The 24,406-nt window shown below is 66.7% G+C and carries 26 protein-coding genes, 2 tRNA genes and 1 pseudogene; 10 read left to right on the plus strand and 19 right to left on the minus strand.

What is annotated here, in order from left to right; genetic code table 11:
* Window positions 1–91: 91 nt before the first annotated feature.
* Window positions 92–364, plus strand: coding sequence for a DUF3618 domain-containing protein (locus OPF83_RS02590; RefSeq protein ID WP_264885651.1), 273 nt, complete (start codon window positions 92–94; stop codon window positions 362–364).
* Window positions 365–544: 180 nt separating this feature from the next.
* Here the strand turns inward: OPF83_RS02590 and OPF83_RS02595 are convergent.
* Window positions 545–617: transfer RNA gene (locus OPF83_RS02595), tRNA-Lys, on the minus strand.
* A gap of 235 nt (window positions 618–852) precedes the next feature.
* Between OPF83_RS02595 and OPF83_RS02600 the strand changes: the two genes are divergently transcribed.
* Genes OPF83_RS02600 through OPF83_RS02610 form a run of 3 tightly spaced genes read left to right on the plus strand, consistent with a single transcriptional unit; the run spans window position 853 to window position 3,449 of the window.
* Window positions 853–2,085, plus strand: a complete 1,233-nt coding sequence (locus tag OPF83_RS02600) for an Ig-like domain-containing protein (RefSeq protein ID WP_375546196.1) — start codon at window positions 853–855, stop codon at window positions 2,083–2,085.
* Between the two features lie 5 nt (window positions 2,086–2,090).
* Entirely contained in the window at window positions 2,091–2,309 is a 219-nt protein-coding gene (locus OPF83_RS02605) for a hypothetical protein (protein WP_264885652.1), read from the plus strand.
* Window positions 2,310–2,339: 30 nt separating this feature from the next.
* Window positions 2,340–3,449, plus strand: a complete 1,110-nt coding sequence (locus OPF83_RS02610) for a DUF2804 domain-containing protein (RefSeq protein ID WP_264885653.1) — start codon at window positions 2,340–2,342, stop codon at window positions 3,447–3,449.
* Between the two features lie 148 nt (window positions 3,450–3,597).
* On the opposite strand, the gene OPF83_RS02615 is transcribed toward OPF83_RS02610, so the two are convergent.
* A tRNA-His gene (locus OPF83_RS02615) sits at window positions 3,598–3,670 on the minus strand.
* A gap of 204 nt (window positions 3,671–3,874) precedes the next feature.
* Window positions 3,875–4,531 (minus strand): oligoribonuclease, encoded by a 657-nt coding sequence (gene orn, locus OPF83_RS02620; protein WP_264885654.1) that lies wholly within the window; start codon window positions 4,529–4,531, stop codon window positions 3,875–3,877.
* Window positions 4,532–4,586: 55 nt separating this feature from the next.
* Here orn and OPF83_RS02625 point away from each other — a divergent pair, with 55 nt between their 5' ends.
* The gene (locus OPF83_RS02625; protein WP_264885655.1) at window positions 4,587–6,185 is read left to right on the plus strand and encodes a DUF853 domain-containing protein; all 1,599 of its coding nucleotides are present in this window, start codon (window positions 4,587–4,589) and stop codon (window positions 6,183–6,185) included.
* Between the two features lie 22 nt (window positions 6,186–6,207).
* Window positions 6,208–6,594: a hypothetical protein gene (locus tag OPF83_RS02630; RefSeq protein WP_264885656.1), complete on the plus strand. Its 387-nt coding sequence runs from the start codon at window positions 6,208–6,210 to the stop codon at window positions 6,592–6,594.
* On the opposite strand, the gene OPF83_RS02635 is transcribed toward OPF83_RS02630, so the two are convergent.
* Entirely contained in the window at window positions 6,510–7,244 is a 735-nt protein-coding gene (locus OPF83_RS02635) for a hypothetical protein (RefSeq protein WP_264885657.1), read from the minus strand. The genes OPF83_RS02630 and OPF83_RS02635 overlap by 85 nt on opposite strands.
* A 115-nt stretch (window positions 7,245–7,359) precedes the next feature.
* Here OPF83_RS02635 and OPF83_RS02640 point away from each other — a divergent pair, with 115 nt between their 5' ends.
* Window positions 7,360–8,166 carry a TetR/AcrR family transcriptional regulator gene (locus tag OPF83_RS02640; protein ID WP_264885658.1) on the plus strand — a complete coding sequence of 269 codons (807 nt, stop codon included), beginning with the start codon at window positions 7,360–7,362 and terminating at the stop codon, window positions 8,164–8,166.
* Here OPF83_RS02640 and cmrA read toward each other — a convergent pair.
* The gene (cmrA, locus tag OPF83_RS02645; RefSeq protein WP_264885659.1) at window positions 8,130–8,948 is read right to left on the minus strand and encodes a mycolate reductase; all 819 of its coding nucleotides are present in this window, start codon (window positions 8,946–8,948) and stop codon (window positions 8,130–8,132) included. The genes OPF83_RS02640 and cmrA overlap by 37 nt on opposite strands.
* Before the next feature lie 248 nt (window positions 8,949–9,196).
* On the opposite strand from cmrA, the pseudogene OPF83_RS02650 reads away from it, so the two are divergent.
* The 3 genes and pseudogenes from OPF83_RS02650 (at window position 9,197) to OPF83_RS02660 (ending at window position 13,107) form a co-directional block, all read left to right on the plus strand.
* Window positions 9,197–10,594 (plus strand): annotated as a pseudogene (locus OPF83_RS02650) (MFS transporter).
* A 159-nt stretch (window positions 10,595–10,753) separates the two neighbouring features.
* A complete protein-coding gene (locus OPF83_RS02655) occupies window positions 10,754–11,770 on the plus strand; it encodes a hypothetical protein (protein ID WP_264885660.1) in 1,017 nt (338 codons plus the stop codon).
* Between the two features lie 857 nt (window positions 11,771–12,627).
* Complete coding sequence (locus OPF83_RS02660) at window positions 12,628–13,107, plus strand: hypothetical protein (protein ID WP_264885661.1); 480 nt, start codon at window positions 12,628–12,630, stop codon at window positions 13,105–13,107.
* A gap of 82 nt (window positions 13,108–13,189) precedes the next feature.
* Here the strand turns inward: OPF83_RS02660 and OPF83_RS02665 are convergent, their stop codons facing one another.
* The 14 genes from OPF83_RS02665 to OPF83_RS02730 form a co-directional block, all read right to left on the minus strand.
* Window positions 13,190–13,564, minus strand: a complete 375-nt coding sequence (locus tag OPF83_RS02665) for a hypothetical protein (protein ID WP_264885662.1) — start codon at window positions 13,562–13,564, stop codon at window positions 13,190–13,192.
* Window positions 13,561–13,986, minus strand: a complete 426-nt coding sequence (locus OPF83_RS02670; RefSeq protein WP_264885663.1) for a hypothetical protein — start codon at window positions 13,984–13,986, stop codon at window positions 13,561–13,563. The genes OPF83_RS02665 and OPF83_RS02670 overlap by 4 nt, the downstream gene beginning before the upstream one ends.
* Complete coding sequence (locus tag OPF83_RS02675; RefSeq protein ID WP_264885664.1) at window positions 13,983–14,378, minus strand: hypothetical protein; 396 nt, start codon at window positions 14,376–14,378, stop codon at window positions 13,983–13,985. The genes OPF83_RS02670 and OPF83_RS02675 overlap by 4 nt, the downstream gene beginning before the upstream one ends.
* Complete coding sequence (locus OPF83_RS02680) at window positions 14,371–14,748, minus strand: hypothetical protein (RefSeq protein ID WP_264885665.1); 378 nt, start codon at window positions 14,746–14,748, stop codon at window positions 14,371–14,373. The genes OPF83_RS02675 and OPF83_RS02680 overlap by 8 nt, the downstream gene beginning before the upstream one ends.
* Window positions 14,748–15,479, minus strand: a complete 732-nt coding sequence (locus tag OPF83_RS02685) for a peptidoglycan recognition family protein (RefSeq protein ID WP_264885666.1) — start codon at window positions 15,477–15,479, stop codon at window positions 14,748–14,750. The genes OPF83_RS02680 and OPF83_RS02685 overlap by 1 nt, the downstream gene beginning before the upstream one ends.
* Before the next feature lie 137 nt (window positions 15,480–15,616).
* Window positions 15,617–16,405 carry a hypothetical protein gene (locus tag OPF83_RS02690; protein ID WP_264885667.1) on the minus strand — a complete coding sequence of 263 codons (789 nt, stop codon included), beginning with the start codon at window positions 16,403–16,405 and terminating at the stop codon, window positions 15,617–15,619.
* A 127-nt stretch (window positions 16,406–16,532) separates the two neighbouring features.
* Window positions 16,533–17,111 carry a hypothetical protein gene (locus tag OPF83_RS02695; protein WP_264885668.1) on the minus strand — a complete coding sequence of 193 codons (579 nt, stop codon included), beginning with the start codon at window positions 17,109–17,111 and terminating at the stop codon, window positions 16,533–16,535.
* A gap of 4 nt (window positions 17,112–17,115) precedes the next feature.
* Window positions 17,116–18,183 (minus strand): hypothetical protein, encoded by a 1,068-nt coding sequence (locus OPF83_RS02700; protein WP_264885669.1) that lies wholly within the window; start codon window positions 18,181–18,183, stop codon window positions 17,116–17,118.
* A 33-nt stretch (window positions 18,184–18,216) separates the two neighbouring features.
* Entirely contained in the window at window positions 18,217–19,755 is a 1,539-nt protein-coding gene (locus tag OPF83_RS02705; RefSeq protein WP_264885670.1) for a hypothetical protein, read from the minus strand.
* Entirely contained in the window at window positions 19,755–20,822 is a 1,068-nt protein-coding gene (locus OPF83_RS02710) for a hypothetical protein (RefSeq protein WP_264885671.1), read from the minus strand. The genes OPF83_RS02705 and OPF83_RS02710 overlap by 1 nt, the downstream gene beginning before the upstream one ends.
* Complete coding sequence (locus tag OPF83_RS02715; RefSeq protein ID WP_264885672.1) at window positions 20,812–21,174, minus strand: hypothetical protein; 363 nt, start codon at window positions 21,172–21,174, stop codon at window positions 20,812–20,814. Before OPF83_RS02715 ends, OPF83_RS02710 begins: the two co-directional genes overlap by 11 nt.
* A 14-nt stretch (window positions 21,175–21,188) precedes the next feature.
* Window positions 21,189–21,923 (minus strand): HNH endonuclease, encoded by a 735-nt coding sequence (locus OPF83_RS02720; protein ID WP_264885673.1) that lies wholly within the window; start codon window positions 21,921–21,923, stop codon window positions 21,189–21,191.
* 96 nt (window positions 21,924–22,019) lie between these two features.
* Entirely contained in the window at window positions 22,020–23,549 is a 1,530-nt protein-coding gene (locus OPF83_RS02725; RefSeq protein WP_264885674.1) for a hypothetical protein, read from the minus strand.
* On the minus strand, window positions 23,546–24,406 hold the full coding sequence (locus tag OPF83_RS02730; RefSeq protein WP_264885675.1) for a phage tail family protein: 861 nt from the start codon (window positions 24,404–24,406) through the stop codon (window positions 23,546–23,548). Before OPF83_RS02730 ends, OPF83_RS02725 begins: the two co-directional genes overlap by 4 nt.

A 24,406-nucleotide genomic window follows, 5' to 3' on the forward strand; every position in this document is an offset into this window, starting at 1 on the left:
ACATCGGCGCGGATCCTCACGGTGTGCAGTAGCGTGGTCGGGGTCAGGATCCCGCGGGCAGGCCCGCGGTCGTGCGATCGACGGAGGTCTCGTGTCCAGGAGTTACGACAGCATCGAGGGAGATATCGCCAAGGCCCGCGACGACCTCGCGACGACCTTGGACGAGCTCGCCGACCGGGTCAACCCCAAGAACCTCGCCACCGAGGGCAAAGAGAAGGCCACGGCGGCCCTCAAGGATCCCCGTGTTCTCGCGGCCATCGGTGGCGTCGCCGCACTGGTGATCGGCGGTATCGCCTTCTCCATGGCGAACAAGCGTAAGGAGCGCCAGCGCATCGAGGCGTACCTGGCGGCCCGCAGGGGCTGACTCCTCCGCCGCCCGGGTCCGGGCCGGTCAGCAGCGAAGGGTCTCTCCGTCACGGAGGGGCCCTTTCGCTGATTTCTCCGGTGACCGTGTCCGGAAGTCGCCTGGCTTTCTCTGGCAATCACCCCGAAATGGGGGAGGCCCCGATCTCCGTGATTCCGGTGATCGGGGCCTTCCGTCGTGTGCGCCATCAGGGACTCGAACCCCGAACCCGCTGATTAAGAGTCAGCTGCTCTGCCAATTGAGCTAATGGCGCTTTCCCTGCGTGCCCGGCCCTTCGGCCTTGCTCGCTCGGTGCGAGAGAAACATTAACAGGACGCCTGCCGGATCACGAAATCGCCTGGTCAGGATACGCGTTCGGTGCGTGAGTGAGGGCGCAGTCTTAATGCTATCGATATGGAAAGTGGGCCATTCGCAGGCATAATGGCAGGAGACATCCGCCCGGTCGCGTCAGTGGCCGGGGGGAGGCGTTATCGGGGAAGGGGCCATCAGTGAACCTGCGGACATCGGATCGGACGGGACTCGAGTCGACCGGAGCCCGGTCGAGAGCTCGGCTCGCGTTGGCTGCCGTGTTCGTCGGTGCACTGACCCTGACGGGCTGCACGATCGGTGACTCGGGTGCGCCCGGTGAGCAGGTCGCCGAGGCTCCGCCGGAGCCTTCCGCCGTGATCGACGTCTCGGTCTCCGACGGCTCGACCGACTTCAATCCCATTGAGCCTGTCGTGCTCACGGCGGAGGACGGCACCTTCGACTCGGTGTCGATGACCAATCCCGAGGGCACCCCGGTCGCCGGAGAGTTCAACGCGGACAAGACGGAATGGCGCAGCACCGAGGAACTCGGCTACGGCCGCGAGTACACGCTGGAGTCCTCGGCGACCGACGAGGCCGGACTGGTCACACGGAACAACGCCTCGTTCTCCACCCTGACCCCGGAGATCATGACCGCGGCCTACCTCACGGTGGGTGAGGGCGAGGTCGTGGGAATCGGCCAGCCCGTGGCGGTGATGTTCGACGAGCCGATCGCCGACCGTCAGGCGGCACAGGATGCGATTCACATCACCACCACCCCTGAGGTGGAGGGCGCGTTCTACTGGGTGTCCAACCAGGAGGTCCGCTGGCGTCCGGCTGAGTACTGGGCCCCCGGCACGGAGGTGGACGTGCACGTCGACATCTATGGCAAGGACATGGGCGGCGGCATGTACGGCCAGGAGGACAACCAGGCCAGCTTCACGATCGGCGATGCCGTGATCTCGCGGGTCGACGACTCGAACAAGATCATCACGGTCACGCGCAACGGTGAGGTCGTCAAGACCATGCCCACCTCGATGGGTAAGGCGGCCACGCCCACCCCGAACGGCGTCTACGTGATCGGTGAGAAGCACGCGTCGATGATCATGGACTCCTCGACTTACGGCGTCGCGGTGGATTCGGCGGAGGGCTACCGGACCCCGGTCCAGTACGCCACCCGGATGTCCTACAGCGGCATCTTCGTCCACGCCGCGCCCTGGTCGGTGTGGGCGCAGGGAAGCCAGAACACGAGCCACGGCTGCCTCAACGTGACCACCGCGGACGCGAAGTGGTTCTACGACAACGCCAAGCGTGGCGACATCTTCGAGGTCTCCGGCACCGTCGGCGGCACGCTGCCCGGCTGGGACGGCCTCGGTGACTGGAACGTCCCCTGGGAGACCTGGAAGGCCGGGAACGCCGACCAGGGCGCTGCCTGATCCTTGTGAACGAATCCCGGCTGGGCCTGTGGATCGCGATCGGAGTGGCGATCGGCCTGTCCATTGGGACTGCCATGGGAAACCTCGTGCTCGGCGCTGCGTTGGGCCCCGCGATCGGCGTCGCGATCTGGGCGATCGAGTCCGCGATCGCCAAGAGGAACTCGTCGGAGGAGTCCGACGAGGACGGTGACACCGACGAGCCGAACGGCCCCCGCCTCTCCTGACGGGCGTCAGCGCCGTGCGAGAGTGGGCGCATGACCGCCGAACACGAGATCACCACCGTCACCGACCTGGCCCACGGCCGCCGCCTCAACCCGGCCGCCGTAGGCTGGTCTCGTTCGCCGGTGCTGCGCACCGCCATCTCCGGGTGGGGACGCACCAAGCGGTGGGAGTACTGGGGCGTGGTCAGCGACCGGTTCGTGGTGGGGCTGACCGTCGCCGGGCTCGATTACCTCGCCAATTGCGCCGTGTACGTGCTGGACCGGCGCACCGGTGTGGAGACCGTGCGCAGTGGGATCACGCCGTTCGGCGCGCCGGCCTTCAGCGACGTGCCGGGGGACGGGACGATCCACGCGGCCGCAGGTCCCGGGTCGACGCGGGTGAGTATCGAGATCGACGACAACGACAACGACGACGACATCACCGACCCCGCTGACACCGCGCCAGCAGGCACTGCTCCATCAGTCACTGCGCCAGCAGGCACCGACCCCACCGACACCACGACTGCTGCCCATACGTCGGCCGGGCGCACCACCACCATCCGTGTGCGGGCGACGGGTGTGCAGGTGGATCTTGTCGTCAGCCGTCCCGGACACGACAGTCTCGGCGTGGTGGTGCCGTGGAGCGACACCCGATTCCAGTACACGCTCAAAAACCTTGCCAATCCGGTCACGGGGACGGTGACGCTCGACGGGGTGGCGCACGACCTGGGCCAGGGGTGGGCCGTTCTCGACCGTGGGCGTGGCCGCTGGCGGTACTCGAACGTGTGGAACTGGGGCGCCGGCAGCGGAGTGGTCGACGGCGCCCCGCGGGCGATCCAGGTCGGAGGACAGTGGACGGACGGCACTGGGTGCACCGAGAACGGGATCCTCGTGGACGGGCGGATGCACAAGATCGGTGAGGACCTCAGGTGGAGCTACGACGTGGACGACCGGACCGGTCCGTGGCGGGTGAAGGGGGAGCGCCTGGACGCCACCCTGACGCCGTTCCACCAGCGCCGGGACATCACCGAGCTGGGCGTGTTGGCGGTCAAGACCTGGCAGGCGTTCGGCGTCTGGGGCGGGACCGGGGTTCTGGACGACGGGACGACCGTCTCGCTCGACGGACTGGTCGGTTGGGCGGAGGAATCCCGCAACCGCTGGTGAGGTCCGAAGGTGAGGCCCGGCGGCAGCGCCGGACCCACGGGAACAGGGCAAACGGGAGCAGGACCAACCGCGAGCCGGACGTCCCTATAGAGAATTCCGCATACAGGGGCAGGGCCCGGACCATGTCGGTCCGAGCCCTGCTCGTCGGGGTGGCTGACGGGACTCGAACCCGCGACAACCAGAATCACAATCTGGTGCTCTACCAGCTGAACTACAGCCACCATCGCCGTCCTCGCGGACAGCGCTGACGACTTTACCCCGTTATATGCCGGGCGTGAAATCGGCAGGTCGCCGACTTCTGAACCCGGCAGGTCGCCCGCACTGGAACCCGGCAGGTCGCCTGCCCCGGAACCCGGCAGGTCGCCCGCTCCGGAATCCGGCAGGTCGCCCGCTCCGGAATCCGGCAACGGGCGGGCCGGGCGGAGTCACTCGACCGCGGGGAGCGCGGCTGCGGCCTGCTGCACCTCGTCCGTGGTGGGGCCGGGCTGGGGGACGAACGCCGTGGCGCGGTAGTACTGCAGCTCGCGGATCGACTCCTTGATGTCGGCGAGGGCGCGGTGCGACATGCCCTTCTCCGGCTGGCCGAAGTAGATGCGCGGGTACCAGCGCTTGCACAGTTCCTTGATCGAGCTCACGTCGATCATCCGGTAGTGCAGGTAGGAGTTGAGCTCGGGCATGTCGCGGGCGATGAAGCCGCGGTCTGTGCCGATCGAGTTCCCGGCCAGGGGAGCGGAGCCACCCACGGGCACCCAGGTCCGCACGTAGTCCAGTACCGCCTTCTCGGCCTCGGCCAGCGTGACGGTGGACTGCCGGATCTGCTCGGTCAGGCCGGAGGCAGCGTGCATGTCGCGGACCACGGGCAGCATCGCGTCGAGCTTGGCGTCCGAGGTGTGAATGACGATGTCCACGCCCTCACCCAAGATGTTCAGATCCGAGTCGGTGACCAATGCCGCGATCTCGACCAGCGCATCGTGGGAGGTTTCCAGTCCGGTCATCTCGCAGTCGATCCAGACGATCCGATCGTTCTTGGATTCCTGATGTGGCGTCGGCGCGGACGCGGGGGCGGTGGTCGGCTCTGACATATATTCGACTATATCGCCGACCACCGATGCGTCCGACGCCCGAGGAGAGAAGCAGATGACCACGACTGAGTCCCACCAGAAGATCGCCGCCGGATACGCCACCGACTCTCCCGCGGTCACCCTGGGATCGGTGATGGTCGACGGAACCGCCGACCCGGCCTCGCGTGTCGCGATTCCGCTGTCGATGATCAACCGTCACGGCCTCATCGCGGGCGCCACGGGTACGGGTAAGACCAAGACGATCCAGCTCCTGGTGGAACAACTGTCCGCGAACGGCGTCCCCGTCGTCGTCGCTGATATCAAGGGGGACCTGTCCGGCCTCGCCGCGCCCGGCGAGGCCGGCCCGAAGATCACCGACCGCGCCACCCGCGCGGGCGTCGACTGGACCGGCGAGTCCTGTCCCGTGGAGTTCGTCTCCCTGGGCACCGGGGGGATCGGGGTCCCGCTCCGCGCGACGATCACCGACTTCGGCCCGGTCCTGCTGGCCAAGGTCCTCGGCCTCAACGCCACCCAGGAGTCCACGCTCGGTCTGATCTTCTACTGGGCCGACCAGCAGGGACTCGAGCTGTTCGACCTCAAGGACCTGCGCGCGGTCATCTCGCACCTGACCAGCGACGAGGGCAAGGAGGACCTGGAGGGTATCGGCGGCGTCTCCTCCGCCACGGCGGGCGTGATCTTGCGCGCCCTGGTGACCCTCGAGTCGCAGGGTGGCGACACGTTCTTCGGCGACCCCGCGCTCGATCCGTCGGACCTCATGCGTACCCGCGACGGCCGCGGCGTCGTGACCGCTGTCGAGCTCGGCGACCAGGCCTCCCGCCCTGCGCTGTTCTCGACCTTCCTCATGTGGATCCTCGCCGAACTGTTCCAGGAACTGCCCGAGAAGGGCGACGTGGACGCCCCGGAGCTGGTGTTTATCTTCGACGAGGCGCACCTGCTGTTCACCGGCGCGTCCAAGGCGTTCCTCGAGCAGGTCGTGCAGACGGTCAAGCTCATCCGCTCCAAGGGCGTGGGCGTGTTCTTCTGCTCGCAGCAACCGTCGGACATTCCGTCGGAGGTGCTCTCGCAGCTCGGCGCACGGGTCCAGCACGCCCTGCGCGTGTTCACGCCTGAAGATCAGGCGGCCCTGTCCAAGACGGTCAAGACGTACCCGAAGTCGGATGTCTACGACATCGAGACGGCGCTGACCTCCGTCGGGACCGGCGAGGCGCTCGTGACGGTCCTGTCCGAGCGGGGCGCCCCGACCCCGGTGGCGTGGACGCTCATGGCGCCGCCGCGGTCGCTCATGGACACGATCGGGGAGTCGGCGATCACGGAGTTCTCGCGTGCGTCGGAGCTGTTCGTCAAGTACGGCGAGACTGTGGATCCGGTGTCGGCCTTCGAGAAGCTGGAGCAGAAGGCGGCCGCCGCGCAGCAGGCCGAGGTCGACGCCGAGGAGGCCGCCCGGCAGGCGGAGCAGGCCCGCGAGGAGTCGCGGCAGGAGGCGCGTGGCCGCGGGGACGGTGGTGGTGGTCGTGGTGGCGACGACGACGAGGGGTTCGTCGCCAAGGCGCTGGGCAATCCCGCGGTCCGCAGCTTCATGCGGTCCGCCGCGTCCGCCGCGGGCCGGGAGATCACGCGCAGCCTCTTCGGGACCCGCCGCCGGCGGCGCCGCTGACGCGGGCGCGGTGGACTCTCGGGTGGGAAGTGCTGCAGTGTCCGGCGTGGCGGAGTGGAACCTCGGATTTGTCGCCGAGCTGGCGCGGATGCTCGCTCTAGGACCGGGAACCGAGATGGACTATCCGGACGATGACGGCTACCGGATCGACGAGCTTTCGTATGACGGGACACACGTCAGGCTCGTGTGGTCGTTCCCGGGCGCACTGGCGGAAGATGGTCGGCCGGTGCGTGCGGGCCGCTACATGAACCTGACCGAGCTGCGTGCCGGATTCTCAAGGGATGACCCGGGCGCTGTCGCCGAGGCAGTCGTGCTCAATGACTTCTATCCGGTGCTCCCGCCGGCGGCGGACCGCGAGGGGCCCGATGGCATCCGCTGGCTCGGTCCCGCGCCGCCGCGGATTGCGTAAGCCGCTACCGCGGCCGCGGCGGCGAAGAGTAGCCCGTACGTGATCCGGCCGGGCGCCGGCAGGAAGAACTGGGGGAGGAAGAGCGCCGCCACCACCGCGAGGGGTAGGAGCGCCCAGGCGAGGCGACCGCGCCCCGGCCCGTCGTTCTGTGTTCGCATCTTCTGCAACGCTGCGGCGATTCCTGCCACCGCCAGGGCGATCAGGCCCAGACCGAAAAGGGGCAGAGCCGCCGGGTCGTTGCGGATCGCGGGAACCAGGGCGAGCGCTGCGGGGTCGGAGAGGGCGCGGATCCCGATCGCGTGGAGGGCAAAGGTCTCGGCCCCGTAGTAGGGCAGCACCATCGCGACGCCGGCGAGTGCGGCCCACCGGATCGCCCCCGTCGAGGCGAGCGCCCACAGGGCTGCCAGGAGCACCAGGGCGGTGGCGCCGGCGAGGTGCGACCAGATCCACATCGGCGAGGCGAACGCGTCGGCCGCTGCGGCCGTCTCGGCCCCACCGGCATCGCCGTACGGTCGCGCGAGCAGGTAGAAGGCCATGAGGGCCCCGGTGGTGACGGTGAGGGCTGTGACTGCACGGGCGTGGATCGGCGGTCCGTACTGTGTGCTGAGTGAGTCTGCGGCGATGGAATGGACGGTTTTCTGACTGGTCACGGCGACCTCCGGCAGAAGTGAGAGCGGCGCTCTCGTTATGTGTCGATCCTGACGGTAGGGCGCCCTCGGATATAAAGCAAGAGCAGTGCTCGCGAATGTGTGGAATGCTCGTGGCATGGGCAAGCGCGACGAGGCAAGGGTCGAGACGACCGAGCGGATCCTCGCGGCGGCGCGACACGAGATCGAGCGGGTGGGTGGTGTCGGCCTGTCGATGCGGTCGGTCGCCCGCGAGGTCGGGATGGTCTCCTCGGCGATCTATCGCTACTTCCCGACCCGGGAGGACCTGCTCACCGCGATGATCGTGGAGAGCTACGGCGCCCTCGCCAGGGTGCTCCAGACGGCTGCTGCTGCCGCAACGATAAGTGCTGCCCCAACGGCATGTGCTGCCGTTTCGGCCGAGACGCCGGACGTCGCCGATGCGGCGGGTCCGACTGCCGATGACCGGCGTGCTCCATGGCCGGACGCGAGACGCTGGGCGGGGATCGCAGACTCGCTCCGGCAGTGGGGACGGGACCGGCCGCACGAGTTCCAGCTCATCTACGGCACGCCGATTCCGGGCTACATCGCGCCCCCGGAGACGATCCCGGCGGCCGCCGCTGTGGCCGCACCCTTCCTCGGCTGTCTGGGGGGACGTCAGGTCGAGGGGTTCGACCAGCTTCACCGGTCCGGCGGTGAGGGGCTCCACGCGATCGCCGCTGAGGCGGGTACCAGCCCGTCAGCGGCGGCAGCAGGGGTGGCGGCGATCTCCGAGCTGGTCGGGTTCGTGGCACACGAGCTGGCCGGGCACTTCGTGGGGGTGGCAGATCCGGCGGACGGCCTGTACGCCGCCGTGGTCGGGCGGCAGCTCCGCACCCTCGGTCTGACCGAGGGCGAGGACTCCGGCGGTCAGGCCTCGGCCTGCCCCTCGCCGAGCTTGGCGTAGAACCGGCCAACGATCGGGGCCATGATGCCGCGAGGTGTGTAGTTGCCGGCCACGGACATGGCCTGGCTCAGCGGCCCCGGGACCACGCGCATCTTGTTGCGGGCCAAAGCGTCGAGCGAGACGCGGGCCGTGTACGCGGTGTCCACCCACAGCTTGTCCGGGACCAGGCGGTCCACGAAGGTCTTGTCCTCCTCGGCGATCTCCTCGGTGCGCACCGGTCCGGGAGCGAGGAGGGTCACGGCCACGCCGGACTCCTTGAGCTCGCCGCGCAGCGACTCGGAGAACGTGTTGAGGAACGCCTTGGAAGCGGCGTAGGTGGCGTTGTTGGGGATCGGCATGTTCCCGGCCGCCGAGCCCACGTTGAGGATCGCGCCCGAGCGGCGCGAGACCATCCCGGGCAGCACGGCCAGGACGAGGTCGTGGCAGGCGACCGCGTTGACCTGCACCTGGTGCTTCTCGTGCTGGGGGTCGAGCTGGGCGATGGGTCCGAAGGTCGCGATACCGGCGTTGTTGCACAGGATCGAGATCTCCCGACCGGCCAGTTCGTCGAGCAGCGGCTGGCGCGCGGCCGGGTCGGCCAGGTCGCAGGCCCGCACCTCGACGGTGACCGCGAACTCGCTCTCCAGGCTTGCCTTGAGCTCCGCCAGCACCTCGGCGCGCCGCGCCACGACGATCAGCGAGTGCCCGCGACGGGCGAGCTCGGTGGCCAGCGCCATGCCGATGCCGGAAGAGGCGCCGGTGACGACGGCGCGGTTCGTGGCGGTGGGCAGGGGGAGCGGCATGGTGCGTCCTTACGTTCTCGGAAGTGCTCTGGACAGGGGCGGGACCAATTCGGTGGCCGCGAGGTCGTGACTGAGCGTACCGGTGACGTCCTCGAGTACGGCACCTCCTGGTAGAGAGGTCGGGTGACGGCGCCTCGGTGGCACTGCGGCAGGGATGCATCGCCGGTCGGATGTTGCACCCAGAGGCTAGGTTCTAGGTCGTGAGTACGTCTGATCCCGAACCGCCGCCCGCGAACGCCTCCGCGGCGTTGTCGTCGTCATCCCCCTCCCGCCCCACCACCCGCGGTCAGGTGACCTCCTGGGCCCTGTGGGACTGGGGGTCGGCTGCGTTCAATGCGGTGATCGTGACGTTCGTCTTTTCGGTCTACCTCACCGATTCCGTAGGCAAGGACCTGGAGGAACCCTTCTCCGCGGCGACGTGGCTGTCGATCGCCATCGCCCTCGCGGGGCTGGTTATCGCGCTCACCGCGCCGGTCATGGGCCAACGCGCCGACCGTGGCGGGCGCCGCAAGCGCTCCCTTGCCCTGTGGACCTATCTGACCGTCGCGCTCACGGCGGCGATGTTCCTCGTCGACTCCGGTGCGCCGAACCCGTGGTTCTGGGTGGGCTTGGTGCTGCTGGCGGTCGGGTCGATCACGTTCGAGTTCGCCGAGGTCTCCTACTTCGCGATGCTGCGTCAGGTGTCCACGCCGTCCACCGTCGGGCGGGTGTCCGGCTTCGGCTGGGCCATGGGCTACTTCGGCGGGATCTTTCTCCTGCTCGCGGCGTTCCTCGGGTTCATCTCCGGCGAGGGGGACGAGCGCGGGCTTCTCGGGATTCCCGTGGACGGCGGGCTCAACGTGCGACTGGTGTGCCTGGTCGCCGCCGTGTGGTTCGCCGTGTTCGCGCTGCCGGTGCTGTTCAAGGTCCCCGAGAACCGCGCGGCGGCCAGGCGTGGCGGGGATGGCGCCAGGAGTAATGACGACGACAACGGCGCGGCTGACAACGCCGGCTTTCTCGCGTCGTACCGCATCCTCTGGGCCGATCTGAAGGCGCTGTGGGCGCGCGATCCGCGGACCGTGAAGTTCCTCATCGCCAGCGCGATCTTCCGCGACGGACTGGCCGGGGTGTTCACCTTTGGGGCGATCCTCGCGGTGAGCGTGTACGGCCTGGCCCCGGGGGATGTGCTGATCTTCGGCGTGGCCGCGAACGTCGTGGCGGCGCTCGGGGCGGTGGTGGCCGGCTACCTCGACGACCGGATCGGGCCCAAGGCCGTGATCGTGGGTTCACTGGTGGCGATGCTCGCGACCATGACCGTGTTGCTGTTCGTCTCCGGCACCACCATGTTCTGGATCTTCGGCCTGCTCATGTGACTGTTCGTGGGGCCGGCCCAGTCGGCGTCGCGCTCGTTCCTCGCGCGGCTCGTCCCGCCGGAATGCGACGGCCAGATGTTCGGCCTCTACGCCACCACGGGCCGGGCGGTCTCGTTCCTCGCGCCGGCTCTGTTCGGGCTGTTCACCTGGGCGTTCAGTGCCGACCGCGCGGGCATTGCGGGGATCGCGCTCGTCCTTCTGGTCGGTCTGCTCCTGCTGCTGCCGGTGCGTACTCCGACGAGTGCCGAGACCAGCGAGCACTGGGCGGCAGATCCGTCGACGCCGTCGGTGTGATCCGGGCGCGCCGTCTGCGCGAGCCTGGCGCGCAACGAACTGAGTGGGGCACGCGTGGGTTTCGCGGTGCGGGGACTGTTGTCGACGCTTGGCTGCTGCGAGGTCTCGTTCGTTTCAAATCAGTGCAGTGGAGGCTAGGCCGGTGCTACATGTAGATCATTGCTGCTGGAAGGTATGCCGATGCGCGCTATTCTCACCGTCGCCGCCGCCATGATCGTTGCTCTCGCGGGATGCTCAGGCCAGGCCAGCGAGTCCGAACCGGTGCCGACGCCGACCGAAGAAGCACGAACCGGCCCCGTGGAGTTGGAACTCGGCGAGACCGCGCACCTGACCGGCAGCGTCGCCGAACCGCGCGACATCGACGTGACCATCACGGAGATCTCCGTCGCCGACGAGTGCCGCTATGGTGTCAATGATTCCGCAGAAGACGCTGAAACCTCGGGAGAGGGCGAGGGGCACATCGTCGAGGTGGTCGGGCTGATCGACGTGCGGGAAGCAACAGAGGATTTTGTGGTCCCCGAATGGATTGCGGCCGACGCAGATCGCCTCAGCATTAAGTTGGCTCCGGCGAGTGACTGCAGGGCAAACCCAGAATCCGGGATTCAGGAGTTCTCGGATCCGGTCCTGCCAGGGACCAAGGCCAGAGCTTCCGGAGAATACCGGGTCGAAACGCTGCCCGCGCGCTGGTACCTCAATCCGGAGATCGAGGACACCGACTTCTCCTGGCCTGTCCCCGACAAGGGACCGTCGTCGTCGCCGTCTACTCCGGCGCCGACCGCTGCTGGATCCGAGGCCAGCGCGGACTGTCTCGTCGGTTCCTACGGTCAGCCCCAGTTCCAAGGTACGACATGTTTGGATGAACAAATCTCGTCCTGCGGCGACCCGTCGATCCACGAGATGGGGACTACGTTTTTCACCGGCGGAGGCTCGGGATGGACGCAGCTCTGTGCGGATCAGATGTTGGCGCAGTGGACGCCGCCTCCACAGCCCCAGACCCAGACCCAGCCACAGACCAATGGCGACGATTCGTGCGCGGCGGCGATCTGCGGCTACGGCTATGACGAGAACGGGAACCCGAATCCTTCGTCAGGGGAGATCCAGACGCAGTACGGATGTGAGCAGGGCTACATCACCGATCCCGAGCTCTGCGCGGCGGTCGGCGTACCGATCGGGTGAGACGGATTGCGCTCGAAGTGATGGACCGTACAGCCGGGGCCGTGCCCACTTCCGACTCGGATGCGACCGACGCGGACATCGCACTCTGGCCGAGACGAGGACGTTGAACCGTCTTCTCAACTGTTAGCCGTCACTCCGGTCATCGTTTGCCCAGGTCGCGATTCGCGAAACCGTACCGGAGTGACGGCTGAGCTCGATAGCGGCGGTGCGAGGCTGAATAGTGGCGGTGTGAGTGGGTAAGCAGCCACGGGCGAGCGGGGCAGCGACGGTCAGCCGTCACTGCGGTCAGCGTTTGCCCAGGTCGCGGTTCGCGAAACCGTACCGGAGTGACGGCTGAGCCGGGTTGCGGCGGGTCGAGCGGGTACGCAGCCACGGGCGAGCGGGGCAGCGGCGGTGCGCGCGGGAAAGCAGTGGTGTGGTTGCGCCCCCGAGAGGATTCGAACCCCTGACCAGCCGGGTAGAAACCAGTTCTGGGACCTCTCCGACCTGCACCTATACGGTCCTGACCTGCACGTTCGTCGGTGCGGCGGGGTGTCGCGGGGTCCGAAAGTGCCACAAATGTGGGCAAAATGTGGGCAAAGACTGTTGCACGCATGTTCTATAGTCAGCCCATGCTCTGGACCGAAGGCGCCCCCACCCACTGCCCCAACGGCCACCGCCTCGGACCCAACCGAGTCCTCGTCGGCTGGCTCGCGCCACGCGCCGGCACGCTCGAGCAGGGCCACCGAACCCACGAGTGCCGCGAGTGCGGCGCCGTCACCCTATGGGAACCGACGTGCAGCTGGAAATAACGTGCGCTGCGTGAGCGTCGTACACACCTGATATGAATACCCTCACACCCCTACGAAAGGCCCGACATGACCACGCCCACACAGCCCCACCTAGACCAGCCGAAGAAGAAGAGCGGCTGCATGAAGATCGGCCTCATCGCGATAGCTGTACTCGTCGGCATCATCATCCTCGTTGCCATCCTCGTCACCGCGATAGGCAGCGGAGGCATCGGTGACGAAGAAAAGTCGACCATGATCGAAGGGATCGTCGTACCGGCATCAGCAGAGGCGGACGGCAGCACCGACTCCAGCGAGATGTTCACCGTTCCAGGAGCCGACTTCGAGGAAACGTCCAAGTGGATGGGAGAACGACTACCTGACGAAGTGGACGGACTGGGAGAATGCTTCGCTGGCCGCGTCTCCGACGATATGCACCAGTGGGCGTGGACTAATGGGAGCCAGGGAGACTGGGCTGATCATGTGGTGGTCACAGTAGGCGGGACGGAGACCCCTGGGCAGATCATCGTGTCGCGTGGCGAGGATACGGTTGATTGCAATCTCCGTTGACCCCCTGAAATACGAAAAGGAGCCCCACCCGCCTCATGTGAGGTAGGTGGGGCTCATTCGTGCAATGTGAGGCCAAGCGGCCTTATAGGTCGGGGACGATCTCGTCCGGTGGGGTCTCGATGTCGTCTGGGTCGACATGCCGCTGCAACTGCCGCACCAAACGCCGTACATAGCCGATCGCGATCCTGTACTTCGATGTGAGCGTGTCCAACTCGGCGCGGATCTCCGCGACCTCGGTCGCCAGGTCACCGATCTTGCGGTCCCGCTCCGCGAGCCGATCCTCAGTCCATTCCCGCTGCTCCCGCGAAAAAGCTTCCCAACCCGCAGTGAGATTCGCATGGTCGGAAACCTCGTTGGCCTGATGTCCGACCTTGGCGGAAAACCGAGACGACACCCACGTCCCCACCAGGACCAACACTGCGGAGGTGACACCTACGGCGATCTGGCCCCACGTCACCCCGTCTCCTCACTGTCGGGTATCACCGGCCCCGGTGGAGGCCCTGCACTGTCGGCGAGTGCGGCGCAGATGTACATGCTGCCGGCGAGTGTGAGCATGAGTGCGCCGGTCACCCATCCACGCGACGAGTCCCCCACGATCGTGGCGACCATGTAGGAAAGTCCCCACACCGCCCAGAGGGTGCCGCCCAGGTTGAGTGCCACGCGGGCGATGACGCGGTGCCAGATCCCAGCGATCATCAATGTGCCGGCCGCGATCCAGACGACCGCCCACACATGCAGGGGGACGAGAGCGTCAACGAACGTCGTGAGGCCGGTCTGGGGTGCGTCGATGTAGGCGAGGCCGCGGGACACCGACCCGTACGCGAACACCGCGAGCGCGGACACCCGCAGCCTGGGGTGGAGGGGGTCGAAGGCTCTCATCGACGCCCCCATGCGGTGCCGGCGCGGGTGACAGCGATGACGGCGGCGCAGCCGTAGATGATGACGCCGGGCTGAGCGACGGGGGTGGTGTCACCGACTGCGGCGATGCCGAACATCAGCGCGAAGAACGTGAGCCACAATCCGCTGAGTGCGGCACCGGCAGCGACGAGCCGTTCCCGACCAGTGACGGTACCGACAATCAGCAGCACCGCTGCCGCCGCCGCGACTACCGCCCACGTACCCGGCGACCCGGGCACAGCCAGAGCAGCGGAATAGGTGCGCAGCGACCACAGATCGGTGTCGTGCCACACGATCAGGAGGGAGTAGCAGCCGTGGAACACCGCGAGGGCCAGGGCCACGACCCATTCCATCACCCCAGGACGGTCAGCCATCTGCCCGGTGCTGGCCGACGTACACGCCGGTCGATGGTTGGTCGTAAACCGGCAGGCCACCGACGTCTGTAGGGGTGACCGTGCCTTGTGCGATGTCGTTGCGGAGTTGGTGGAGCTCGTGGAGGATCTGCGGGATGCTGTCCCGTCCGATGCCGATCCACTCCGTCAGGTCTGGCCCCTGGTCCTGATCCTCGGGGGTGATGTTGCGGACCGCTGTCACGCCACCACCGACGGCGAGGACACCCGCGACGACGGGCAAGATCGCGTCGACCATGTCTTGAGTGACGACCCCCCAGGCGGCCAGTATCGCGCCCACGGAGCCGACGACGATGTACAGAGAGATTCGGATCTTCGGATCGAGATGCTTCATCACTTCTCCTTGGTGTTCACGTCTCGGCGGAGGGCGGCGATACCGTCCACCAGGGTCAGGTTCTGGCCGTCCGCGTTCTGGCCGAGCTGGGGCCAGCCCTCGCCACCGGGACCGCGCAGCTGCTCCCAAATCTCACGCTGAATACGTCGATCTTCGTCGGTGAATCCCATGTCTGTGTCCTCCGGTTGTGCGGGCGCCGGGGTCGGCGCGGGATTGGCCATGCGGTCGTACCAGTACTGGGCACGCTGCATGTACCGCTGGTGGTACTTGCCGCCACGCGCCAAGTGATAGGGACAACTGGTGTTCCAGAAGTCCTTGTGGTCCTTGATGTTCTTGCCGAACTCCGGGCGTCCGAGCCCGTAGGCGCGGCACAGGGCGGCGGCGAGGTGGGCGCCTTCCTCGATGGTGGCGTCGGATATAGGCCAGTCCTGGGCGGCCCCGGCACTGTTGGAGTGTTCGATGGTGATGGATTCAGCGTTTGCTGTTGCGTTGGCATTCGCCCACGACGTGTCCCAGTCGTTGACCAGTTGCCCGATACGCCCTGACGGTTCGACGATGTAGTTTGCGGACGCCTGCCGGGTCTGCCATACGTTCCACACCTGCTCGGTGGTGAGTACCCCGGCGGTGTGGTGGCGGACGATGTAGCGGATCTTCCGTCCGCCCCGTCCTGGCGTGTAGTGCTTGTTCATTAGGCGGTAGACGTCCGGTTCGAGCGTTTCCCAGTCTTTCATTGGTGCTCCTTAGTAGAGGTGTTTGCGTTCTCCGCAGCGGCATCTAGCGACCACACCGACCGGAGCGTCGTACGGTCTGCCGATACTGATGACGTGGATCCGGATCGTGTGCCACGCCAGCCATGCGGCGCGTCTCATCAGGGGTAGCGCCTGTTCACGCCCCACGCCACTGAATCAGCCAGACGGTCAGACAGACTGCGATGATCGCCGCCACCGGTGTCGACGGGGCCGTGATAGTGGCGGGTATGCCAGCCGTTCAGGTATTGGTGTACTGCTGTGGATGCGTCGTTGATGCGACGGCCTAAGCCGAAGATGCGTTCATGTAGCGGCAGCCCGAGGTGGGCGGCGAGCTGGAACCGGCCCTGTTGGAACGCTCTGATTGCTTCGGTGATCATCTGGTCTGGCCCGCCATAAGACACGTCGGCGAAGTAGCGGAGCAAACTGTCAGGTTGAGCATTGGGGATGACGTCCCCCGGCACTGCGGTCCACCACGCACGGTCACTGATGGGTGTGTAGTTCTCTCCGCAGATGCCCCAGCCGCCGGGGTAGGGGAGTCCTGTTTGCCAGCGGTCGCGTGGCCGCCAGGGGTCTGAGAGGAATCCTGCGCCGAGGACCCGGTCGTGGAAGCGGGGGTGTTGGTCGAGGAAGTCGTGTGCGGGTTTCGAGCCGCCGGAGAAGGACATGAGCACGATGTGTTGGCCGGGGTTGGCGTCCATCCACTCGACCAGGGATTGCACGCCTTGGCGACTGTTGTCGGCCCACGTGCCGCCCCCACCCATGCCGAGCATGGTCGAGCCACCCCAGGGGAACCAGCGTGTGTCGGCGCCGATCTTGGTGGCCAGTCTGTCGGCGGTTGGGGCGAGGACGGATCCTGCGGTTCTGCCGTTTGTTCCGACGCCGTCGAAACAGATGACGGTTCTGTTCACGGGTTCCTCCTTGAATGACGAAACCCCCAGCTGGTGGGCTGGGGGTTGTGGTTCTTCGTGTGGGGCCAGAAACCCGCCGTCTGGTACCGAAAGGATTATCCCGCGCAGGCGGGGGTCCGAGTCGCGGCTACAGCTCGGTGTAGGCCACCTGGGTGATCGGGGCCGCAGTAGCCCCCTGGAGGTACAAGCTCAAGCCAACACCGATGTGAGTGTCGGGGGCGCTCCCGGCGACGCTTCCGTCCAACAACAGTTCCCACTGCCCCCCTGTACGACGTAGTCCCACACGTGACGTGGGGGCGACGTTCGGCAGATCGATCAAGGACTGGAAAGTGGCCATGTCAAACACCGTGATCCCGGACGACCAGTCGACAAGGATGCCGTTAGAAAACGACTCGTCAATGACAGCCACACTTGTTGCCGCGTTCCCGCCCTTTGAGTGCGAAACTTCAAACGCCTCGGTGACAGCCGGACCAAGGACCTCAGCCGAGAGTCCTGGAGGCGTGTAGTCGCCAGATATTAGCGTCCACCGCTCATGCAAAGTGGGGGAGGTGAAGTCGTCCGACCAGCGCACAACGGGAGGCCACACCTTTCGGTACTGGCCGCCCGCCCACACCAGGGCTTCCGCTAGCGTCCCGTCCGACCCGTACCGGGCCAACTCCACACCCCGGTACTGCTGGGTTTGCTCGTCCCACACCTGGATTGCCACTCGGTTACTCCTCGAAGATTGCGTACAGCACACCGGGGGTTCCGGTGGCCGGTAGATCATCGGCCGTCCCGGCCCACACTGGGTCGGGGATGCCGAACTCGACGGCGTAGGCAGGCCCCTCACCCGACACCGTGACCGTCGCCTGCGAACCCGGTGCGAGCGTCGACGACGTAGCAGTCAGACCAAACTCGTTAGCCGCCACCTCAGCACGGTCTGCCGCATCCTCGGCGGCCAGGCGGTGACCTTCCACAGCGGTCACCACCGGCGCCGGCCACACCGTGGCGTCGCGGTACAGAGACGTCAGCCGCGCCGGCCCGTCCAGCACGAGATCGACAGGCGGCAGCTTGATCTTCTGCCCCTGGAACTCGACCTCTGTGACGGCGCGCCACTGGATCGGCGTCACGCCCACGCGCGCGGCGAGCCACACCCCAGACCGGCCCTGCAGGTCCCGCAGCTCCCCAGCCGCTACCAAGGCTGTGACCGTGGCGAACGTGTACGCGACCGCCGGGTCGCCCGCGGTGGCGACCGCAGGCCACACCGGGTGGAACACCACCTTGCCAGTGGGGAGCGCCTCGTCCGGCAACGCGTCGAGGTCGACCATGCCGTCGTCGACGATGTGCCGCCAGTCGCCAGTCACCGGGTGCGAGACAACCCCGGCGGGGGCGGCCGTGGTGCTGAGCCGGTACCCGCCGTCGTGCGGCTCGATGCCGGTGATGTGCGTGTCGCCCACGAGCTCGAACTCGAGGACCGGGTAGTCGAGGGGCTGCCCGGCGTACTCGAGGTGGGTGGTGGCTCGCCAGGTCACCGGGGTGTCGCCGATGGACCCGGCGAGCCAGATCCCTTCGCGGTCCTCGTTGTCGACGAGGATCCCCTCCACGATGGGGGCGGTGACCGAGGCGAGCGTGTAGGCCAGGGTCGGGTCGCCAGACTGTGCGACGTCCGGGTCGATGGCCTCGAACAGGACGTGCCCCGACGGGTAGACGTGGTCGGGCTCGGCGTCCGCGTCGGTCATGCCGTCATCGACGATATGCCGCCAATCGCCGGTCACCCGGTAGCTGGTCACGTCAGACATGGTGTGGGTCCTTTCGGGTGTGGCCGTGGTGGGTCATGCGGCGTCCTCGCCGTCGTCGCCGCCAGACTCCTGCGGCAGGTCACACGCCGACCATGGGCCGAATCGGGGGGAAGTGGTGGAGGTGATGAACTGGGCGCGTCGCATCTGGATACCGAGGAACCTATAGGCGGTACCGCTGTACCCGGCAATAGTGCCGTTGTAGCGCTCCACGTCGTTGATGCGGACGATCACCTGGCCGTCGAGGTAGTCAACCTCTAGGCGGTCGCCCACTGTGGGGGCGCGGTTTATTGTTGCGACGACTGTCCTGTTGTCCCAGTCCTCATCCGAGTCGACTGCAAGGTTTGCCCATCGGATGATCTCGTAGCGGGTGTCATTGATGGCGGACAGTCCGAGACCTGTGCGGAGGTCGTTGGTGCCGCGGAACACGAGTGTAGATCGGCGGGTGCCGCCACTGGATAGGTGTGGGATCGTCGTGCGGACCCGTACGTGGTCGGTGGTGAGTGGCGTGTCGTACATGGACACGCGCAGGCCGTCGCCTCTGGGGGCGGCGTATCCCATCGATTCCGAGTAGATGCCGCCGGGGCCGATGGTGACCCACGGGCGGGGGGCTACGGAGCCGTGCCCCCACGCCTCCGTGAACATCTTGTAGTCGATGCCCACGTCCTCGGACAGTTCGGCGTACGGGGTGAACCAGTAGCCGGCGAAGTCGACAAGGTTGCCGTTGTTGCCGTCGATGAACGCGGGCAGCGCAGTCCTGCCCGTCTGCTGGTTTGTGGCGGAGATCTTCGGCGGGAAGATCGAACCCAACAGTGGGCGGGGGGTGTCGTCAAGGCCCAGAATGTAGCGGGAGTTGCCGGTGCCGTGCTGCAAGAAGGCGATCGCCAGGTACGAGCCTTGGTCCGCAACGAACGTCGGGAAGTTGACAGTGAAGACTGACTCGCCGAACCCGAGCGTAGCGGCAGCGTCCGTCTGATGCACCTGACGGGTAAGGCCACGGTTCGGGTCCACGACGTAGACGGCAATGTCCATGCGGCACGGGTCCGTAACCTCGGACACCATGAAGTTGAGCTGCGTGTATGCACGGGTCACGGCGGGCGTGATGAACGCGTAGTAGATGCGGCCCTTGGTGTTCATGCCACGCTGCATCTGCCACGGCACCGAGGTGGTGTCGTGCTGGTGGTTATGTCCAGCAGCATCCGAGCGGCCCCGCATCAACGGACTCATCAAATCCGACAGCTGGAACGTCGGATCGGCGCGGCGGTTAATCGACTGCGACAACGGGGCCACCGTCGGCACCGCCCACGGCATCACCCTGTTCTTACCAAGATCCTCAATCGCGCTGCCGTAGTCGACGAGCACCTGCCCCTGATTGCGGCTCGTCTCGGCCGACCACTCGGCCAGATCCGTAGCATCCCGCAGCTTCTCGCCGACGTACCGGCCCGCATCCCGCACCGACCCCGACGACTGCCGCGGCGGCGGGAACACGAACCCCGGACGCTCCGGCGCCGACGGATAAGCAGGCTCGACACCAGCAGCACCACCACCGGACGACGGGGGAGGGAACTCCACCATCACATGACCCGCATCAGACGGACCCGCAGCTGCGCAAAGTCACGCCGCAGCCCCCACGACAAGAACGACGACTGCTTACGCACCGCCGCCACGTACAGGGTCGCCTCCGTACCCGCCGCGACAATCCCACCACCCGTCGTGCCCGGCTCGAACGCGTCCTCCGAGAACGACATAAACCACTTCCGCGACCAACCCTGCGACGCATCATCACGCGCAATCCCGACCAGGCGGCCCGTCTCCGGATCCCCCAGCCGGACCTCCACATCGACGTGGTTACCGAACGGCAGATTCAGATCCACGCCACCCGAGATGTCCATGCGGTAGTCGTAATCCCGAGCCGGGATGACCACGGTGAAGAACTCGTACCGCCCACCGGAGATGCCGGACGCCTCCGGGAACTCACCCGGGGGGACACAGAACTCCTCGATGCCGTACATCGACGGCGCCCACTCGAGCTTGCCGGTCGTGGCGTTGTGGACGAGCGTGTCCCCATCTGACGGCGACACCGTCTGATCCACGTCCACCGACGTATACACCGGCCCCGCCGGACCTACTGGGCCCGGATCGCCCTGCGGTGACGGAGGCAGATCAATCCCCACCGTGTACGTGCCACCCGACCCGCCGACATGGACACCGAACCCGTCATCGACCGGCTCACCATCAATCGTCAGGACCCCGGGTGTCATCGTCGGCGCCGGCCCCACCGGACCCGGAGTCGAGTACACATCGTGGTAGATGACCCACACCTCACCCGACCACACGTACTGATCGTCTGTATCGGTGTTCCGGTACGCGTACCCGGTGTGCTGCCGGTCCAGGACCAGCGCCAGCGCATCGAGCTCGGCGGTGTCCCGCTCACCCTGATGGATCGTGCCCGCCGGACCCGGCTCACCCGGCTCGCCCTTGTACGCGGGCAACCCCAGCACAGCCCGCTCAGCGGCCCCGTCCTGACGGCGCTTCACGTGCAGGTAGCTGGTCGTCATCGGCGGCGCCCCATCGGCTTGCGGGATGCCGTGGATCTCGATCTCCGCGGTGATCTTCTCGATCGGGTCCGGATTAGTCGCCACGTTCAGTCACTACCCTTCGTCGCAAGTCCTGCCATGCCTCGTCGTGGCTCTCGCCCAGAGCCGTGATCCCGGTGGCGCGGTGACGCATCTTCACCACCGCCCCATCCGCGAGCGTCTCGATCTCCACCTCGCCAACATCGGGCAGGGACTCGAACACCGACCGGGACACCCAGCCGCCGTCCTGCCACACCACGCCACGCGTCCAGTTGCATATGGATTGCGCGAGCAAGGACGCGAGCTCCCCACCGAGCCCGCTGGTGGTGGTGCCATTCGCCAGCGGGGCCGACTGCAGGAACCGCGCCAAGTCCTGCACCGTCGGATCATCAATCTCATACACGTCCACGATCGACACCTCGTCTCGTTGTGTCAGGCAACGATCCGGTTGCCCTTGCTTGAGTTACAGCCCATGTGAGCCGCTTGCGTATTGCGTGGGGTGTCGTCGCCACCGAGCGACAGTGGAACCACGTGGTCGATCGACGGAGTGCCCGGATCAGGCCAAGCGGCACCCGGGTCGATTGGCTCATCGCAGAGTTGGCACACCCATTGGTCCCGCTCGAAGATTGACTCGCGGGTGTACGGCTCCTGCTTGGCTGCGCTGAGCATTCGGCGGCGGCGAACGCTGTCCGCATTCCGTTTAGCCCTGTACTCCGGGTCGGCTTCCCACCGCCGCTTATGGTTCGCCTTACGCGTGTCGAGCTTCTTCTTACGGTGGGTCTCGTAGTAGGCCCGATCGCGTGCGCGAACCAGATCAGGCTCCTCGCGACGTCGCGTCTTTCTCTGCTCGCGAACCGCATCCCCATTGCGCTCGTGATAGTCCTTCTGCCAAGCAAGCCGAGAATCGCGATTGGCTTCGTACCTAGCCGCATTGCTGGCATTGATCCGATCGCGGTTGGCCGAGTTGTAGACCCTCATGTAGGCGATCTTCTTATCCCGATTAGCCTCTCTGTAGGCGCGCTCCCGATGTCGAACGCACACCTTGCAGGCAGTACGACGACCGTCACGTTTCGACGCGTCCTTGTGGAACTCAGCGAGCATCTTCGATTCGTTGCACCTGGTGCACACCTTCACAGCCTCATCGGCCTCGCATGTATGCTCTTCCACAGCCTGCTCCTTGGTCGCTCAAGTGAGTGGGTCAGTGGCCGGACGGTGTTAGCGCACCCCCGGCCACGCCTACATTCTAGCAGGTAACAGGGCATTTTACCCGCCCATGGAGACCCTATGAATCCAGCCCGCGAACCTACGCAGTTTGGTCAACCCCTTCATTCCAGGCTCTAGCTCGGCGTCACCCGAACCGATCTGTAGGGTGATCCGGCCGCGGGCCGACCGGGAATCTTCATAAGTCACTTCCGACACCCTGTCGACTTCCACCGTCCCATCACGCATCTCGACACCCACAGGCCATCCCGTGCGAATGTGGCGACCCACCAGGTAGGGCATCCCGTTCTCGACCGTGATCGCGTGCGACGTGTACCCGCGGTGCGCGTACGCGGTCGACTTGAGCGCCTGCGCCACCTGCAGCGACAATCCGGTCGCCTGGGAATCGGTGAACGCCTCGTGCAGCGCCCACGGCCCCTGCACCTCGTCAGCCCGACGATCCTTCACCGAGTGGAACGCCATTGCCACATCCTTGGCACGCTCCGCCAGGAAGTCGGGCAGGAACCCCTCGAGCTGGAAGAACCCGGCGATACCGCGGACGAGGGCCTCGAGCCCACCGATCACAACGTCGTTGATGAAGTCCGGCGACTTGCCGCCGCCGGTGAACCGGCGAGCCATCTGGATATGGACCGTCTGCGACACCTCGTCGACCGGCGACCACTCCCCATCGGAGTAGACCGGGAACACCTCACCGTCACGGCCCGCCAGATCGTCGATCGCGCGCGGGTCCTGCGGATCCGCGACAGGGAACTGCACCCACTCGAACAAGTCCTGGGCGATCTCGATCCCCGTGCGCAGCAGACCCCCGGACAAGGTGCCCGTGAACGCCCGCGAATTACTCCGCGGTACGAAGTCGAAGATCAACGTCGTCCGGTGAAGCACGTGATGCTGCGGGAACGGCTGTTCGTCCTCGCCGTGGATGTACAGCGTCGGCACCATCTGCAGGTTCTCCGCCTCGCAGATGTCCAGCACCGCGTCGTACACCTTGTCCATCCGGTACACGCCGTTCGTCCACGACGTGTTGTCCGGCTCCCGGTAGAACCGGGCGTGCGTCATGATTGGCCACAGGTCGCCTTGCAGGCGCTGCAGTTCCGGGATCATGATCGCGGCGCACACCGTGGCCGCCGGCCCGATCGGCATCCGCCACTTCGACGGCTGAAACTCCGCCGGCAGGCCCGGGTCCGGCCAGATCCGCATCCAGTTCAGGTACTCGATGCAGTGCACCGCCGACACCTCGATGTAGCGGCGCTTACCCTTCCGGGTGCGGGTGAACGACACGGTCAGCCACATGGTGCGCCAGCCGGGAAGATCCACCACGATCGGTCGGGCCGTGTCCCGCGGCTGGCCGTAGAAGTACTCGCCCCAGTGCTCGTCGTCCGGGACGAGGATGACTAGACCGCCGGGCGCGTTCTCCTTCTCTGTGAACTTCAGCTCGGCGTAGTCGCCGCATGGCGACCACACCTGCATGAACTTCGACATGAACCGGACGTGCGCCCGCGGATGCCCGTAGGTGTCCCGTTCCGCCTTCTCGTCCGCCGTCAGGGCGGCGTACATGCTCCTCGCGGTGGTCACACCAGCCCCTCCCGCTGCACTGCAACCGTGCCCCACGCCGACGACTGCGACGATCCGCCGGTCACCTTGACGTCCACACGCGACACCTCACGGGGCCGCAGCGGGTGCTCGATCTTCGTGCCCGGCTTCATCTCCGGCCACAAGTTCCGATCCACCCCGTTGATGTCCCGCGCCCGGATCGTCGGGCGGGCTTCGTCGGTGTTGACCAACGCCCACTCATCCGCCCTCAGCATCGGGAACTCGACATCGTTACCCGCCCACCGCAGCCTGAACCGGCCCGGACCGCGCAGCACGAACTGCGGCCACGGCGGCCACTCACTGTCACCGGGGTACAGGTACAGGTCGCCCCGCCCCGACCCGGCCGCGTTGATCCACTCGTCGGTGTCGTCGGCCTCACGCGCCAGCGGCGACTCGACGATCAGCAGCAGATCAAACGTTGCCCAGTTCCGCGGCCCCGGATCCCGACCGAGCGCAGGCTTGAATGACTCCTTGCGGACCGCCAGCCACCGCCAGCCGGTCGCCGACGTGTACGCCAACAGCCAGCCCGGCCGGCGGCGTTCAATCAGGTTCGACAACCACAACCAGCGGCGGCGGAACGCGTCAGCCGACTCGGCCTCCACGTACAGCTGCAGATCGATGGTGCCGTGCCCCATCTTCGTGCCGATCCACGTCTCACCGGACTGGCGGGCCGCGGCCTCGAACAGTGACTCGACCTCCGCCGACCCCAACCCGTCCGGGTCCGGGCCGAGCCACACCCCGTCCGACCCGGCTAGCGGCTCCCCGGACAGGTGCACGATCCGCCCGTCGGGGGACATGTACCAGACCAGCGTCTGATCCAGCGGCAGTAGGCCCGTCAT

The sequence above is a fragment of the Dietzia sp. NCCP-2495 genome, assembly GCF_026011735.1.
Taxonomy (GTDB): Bacteria; Actinomycetota; Actinomycetes; order Mycobacteriales; family Mycobacteriaceae; genus Dietzia.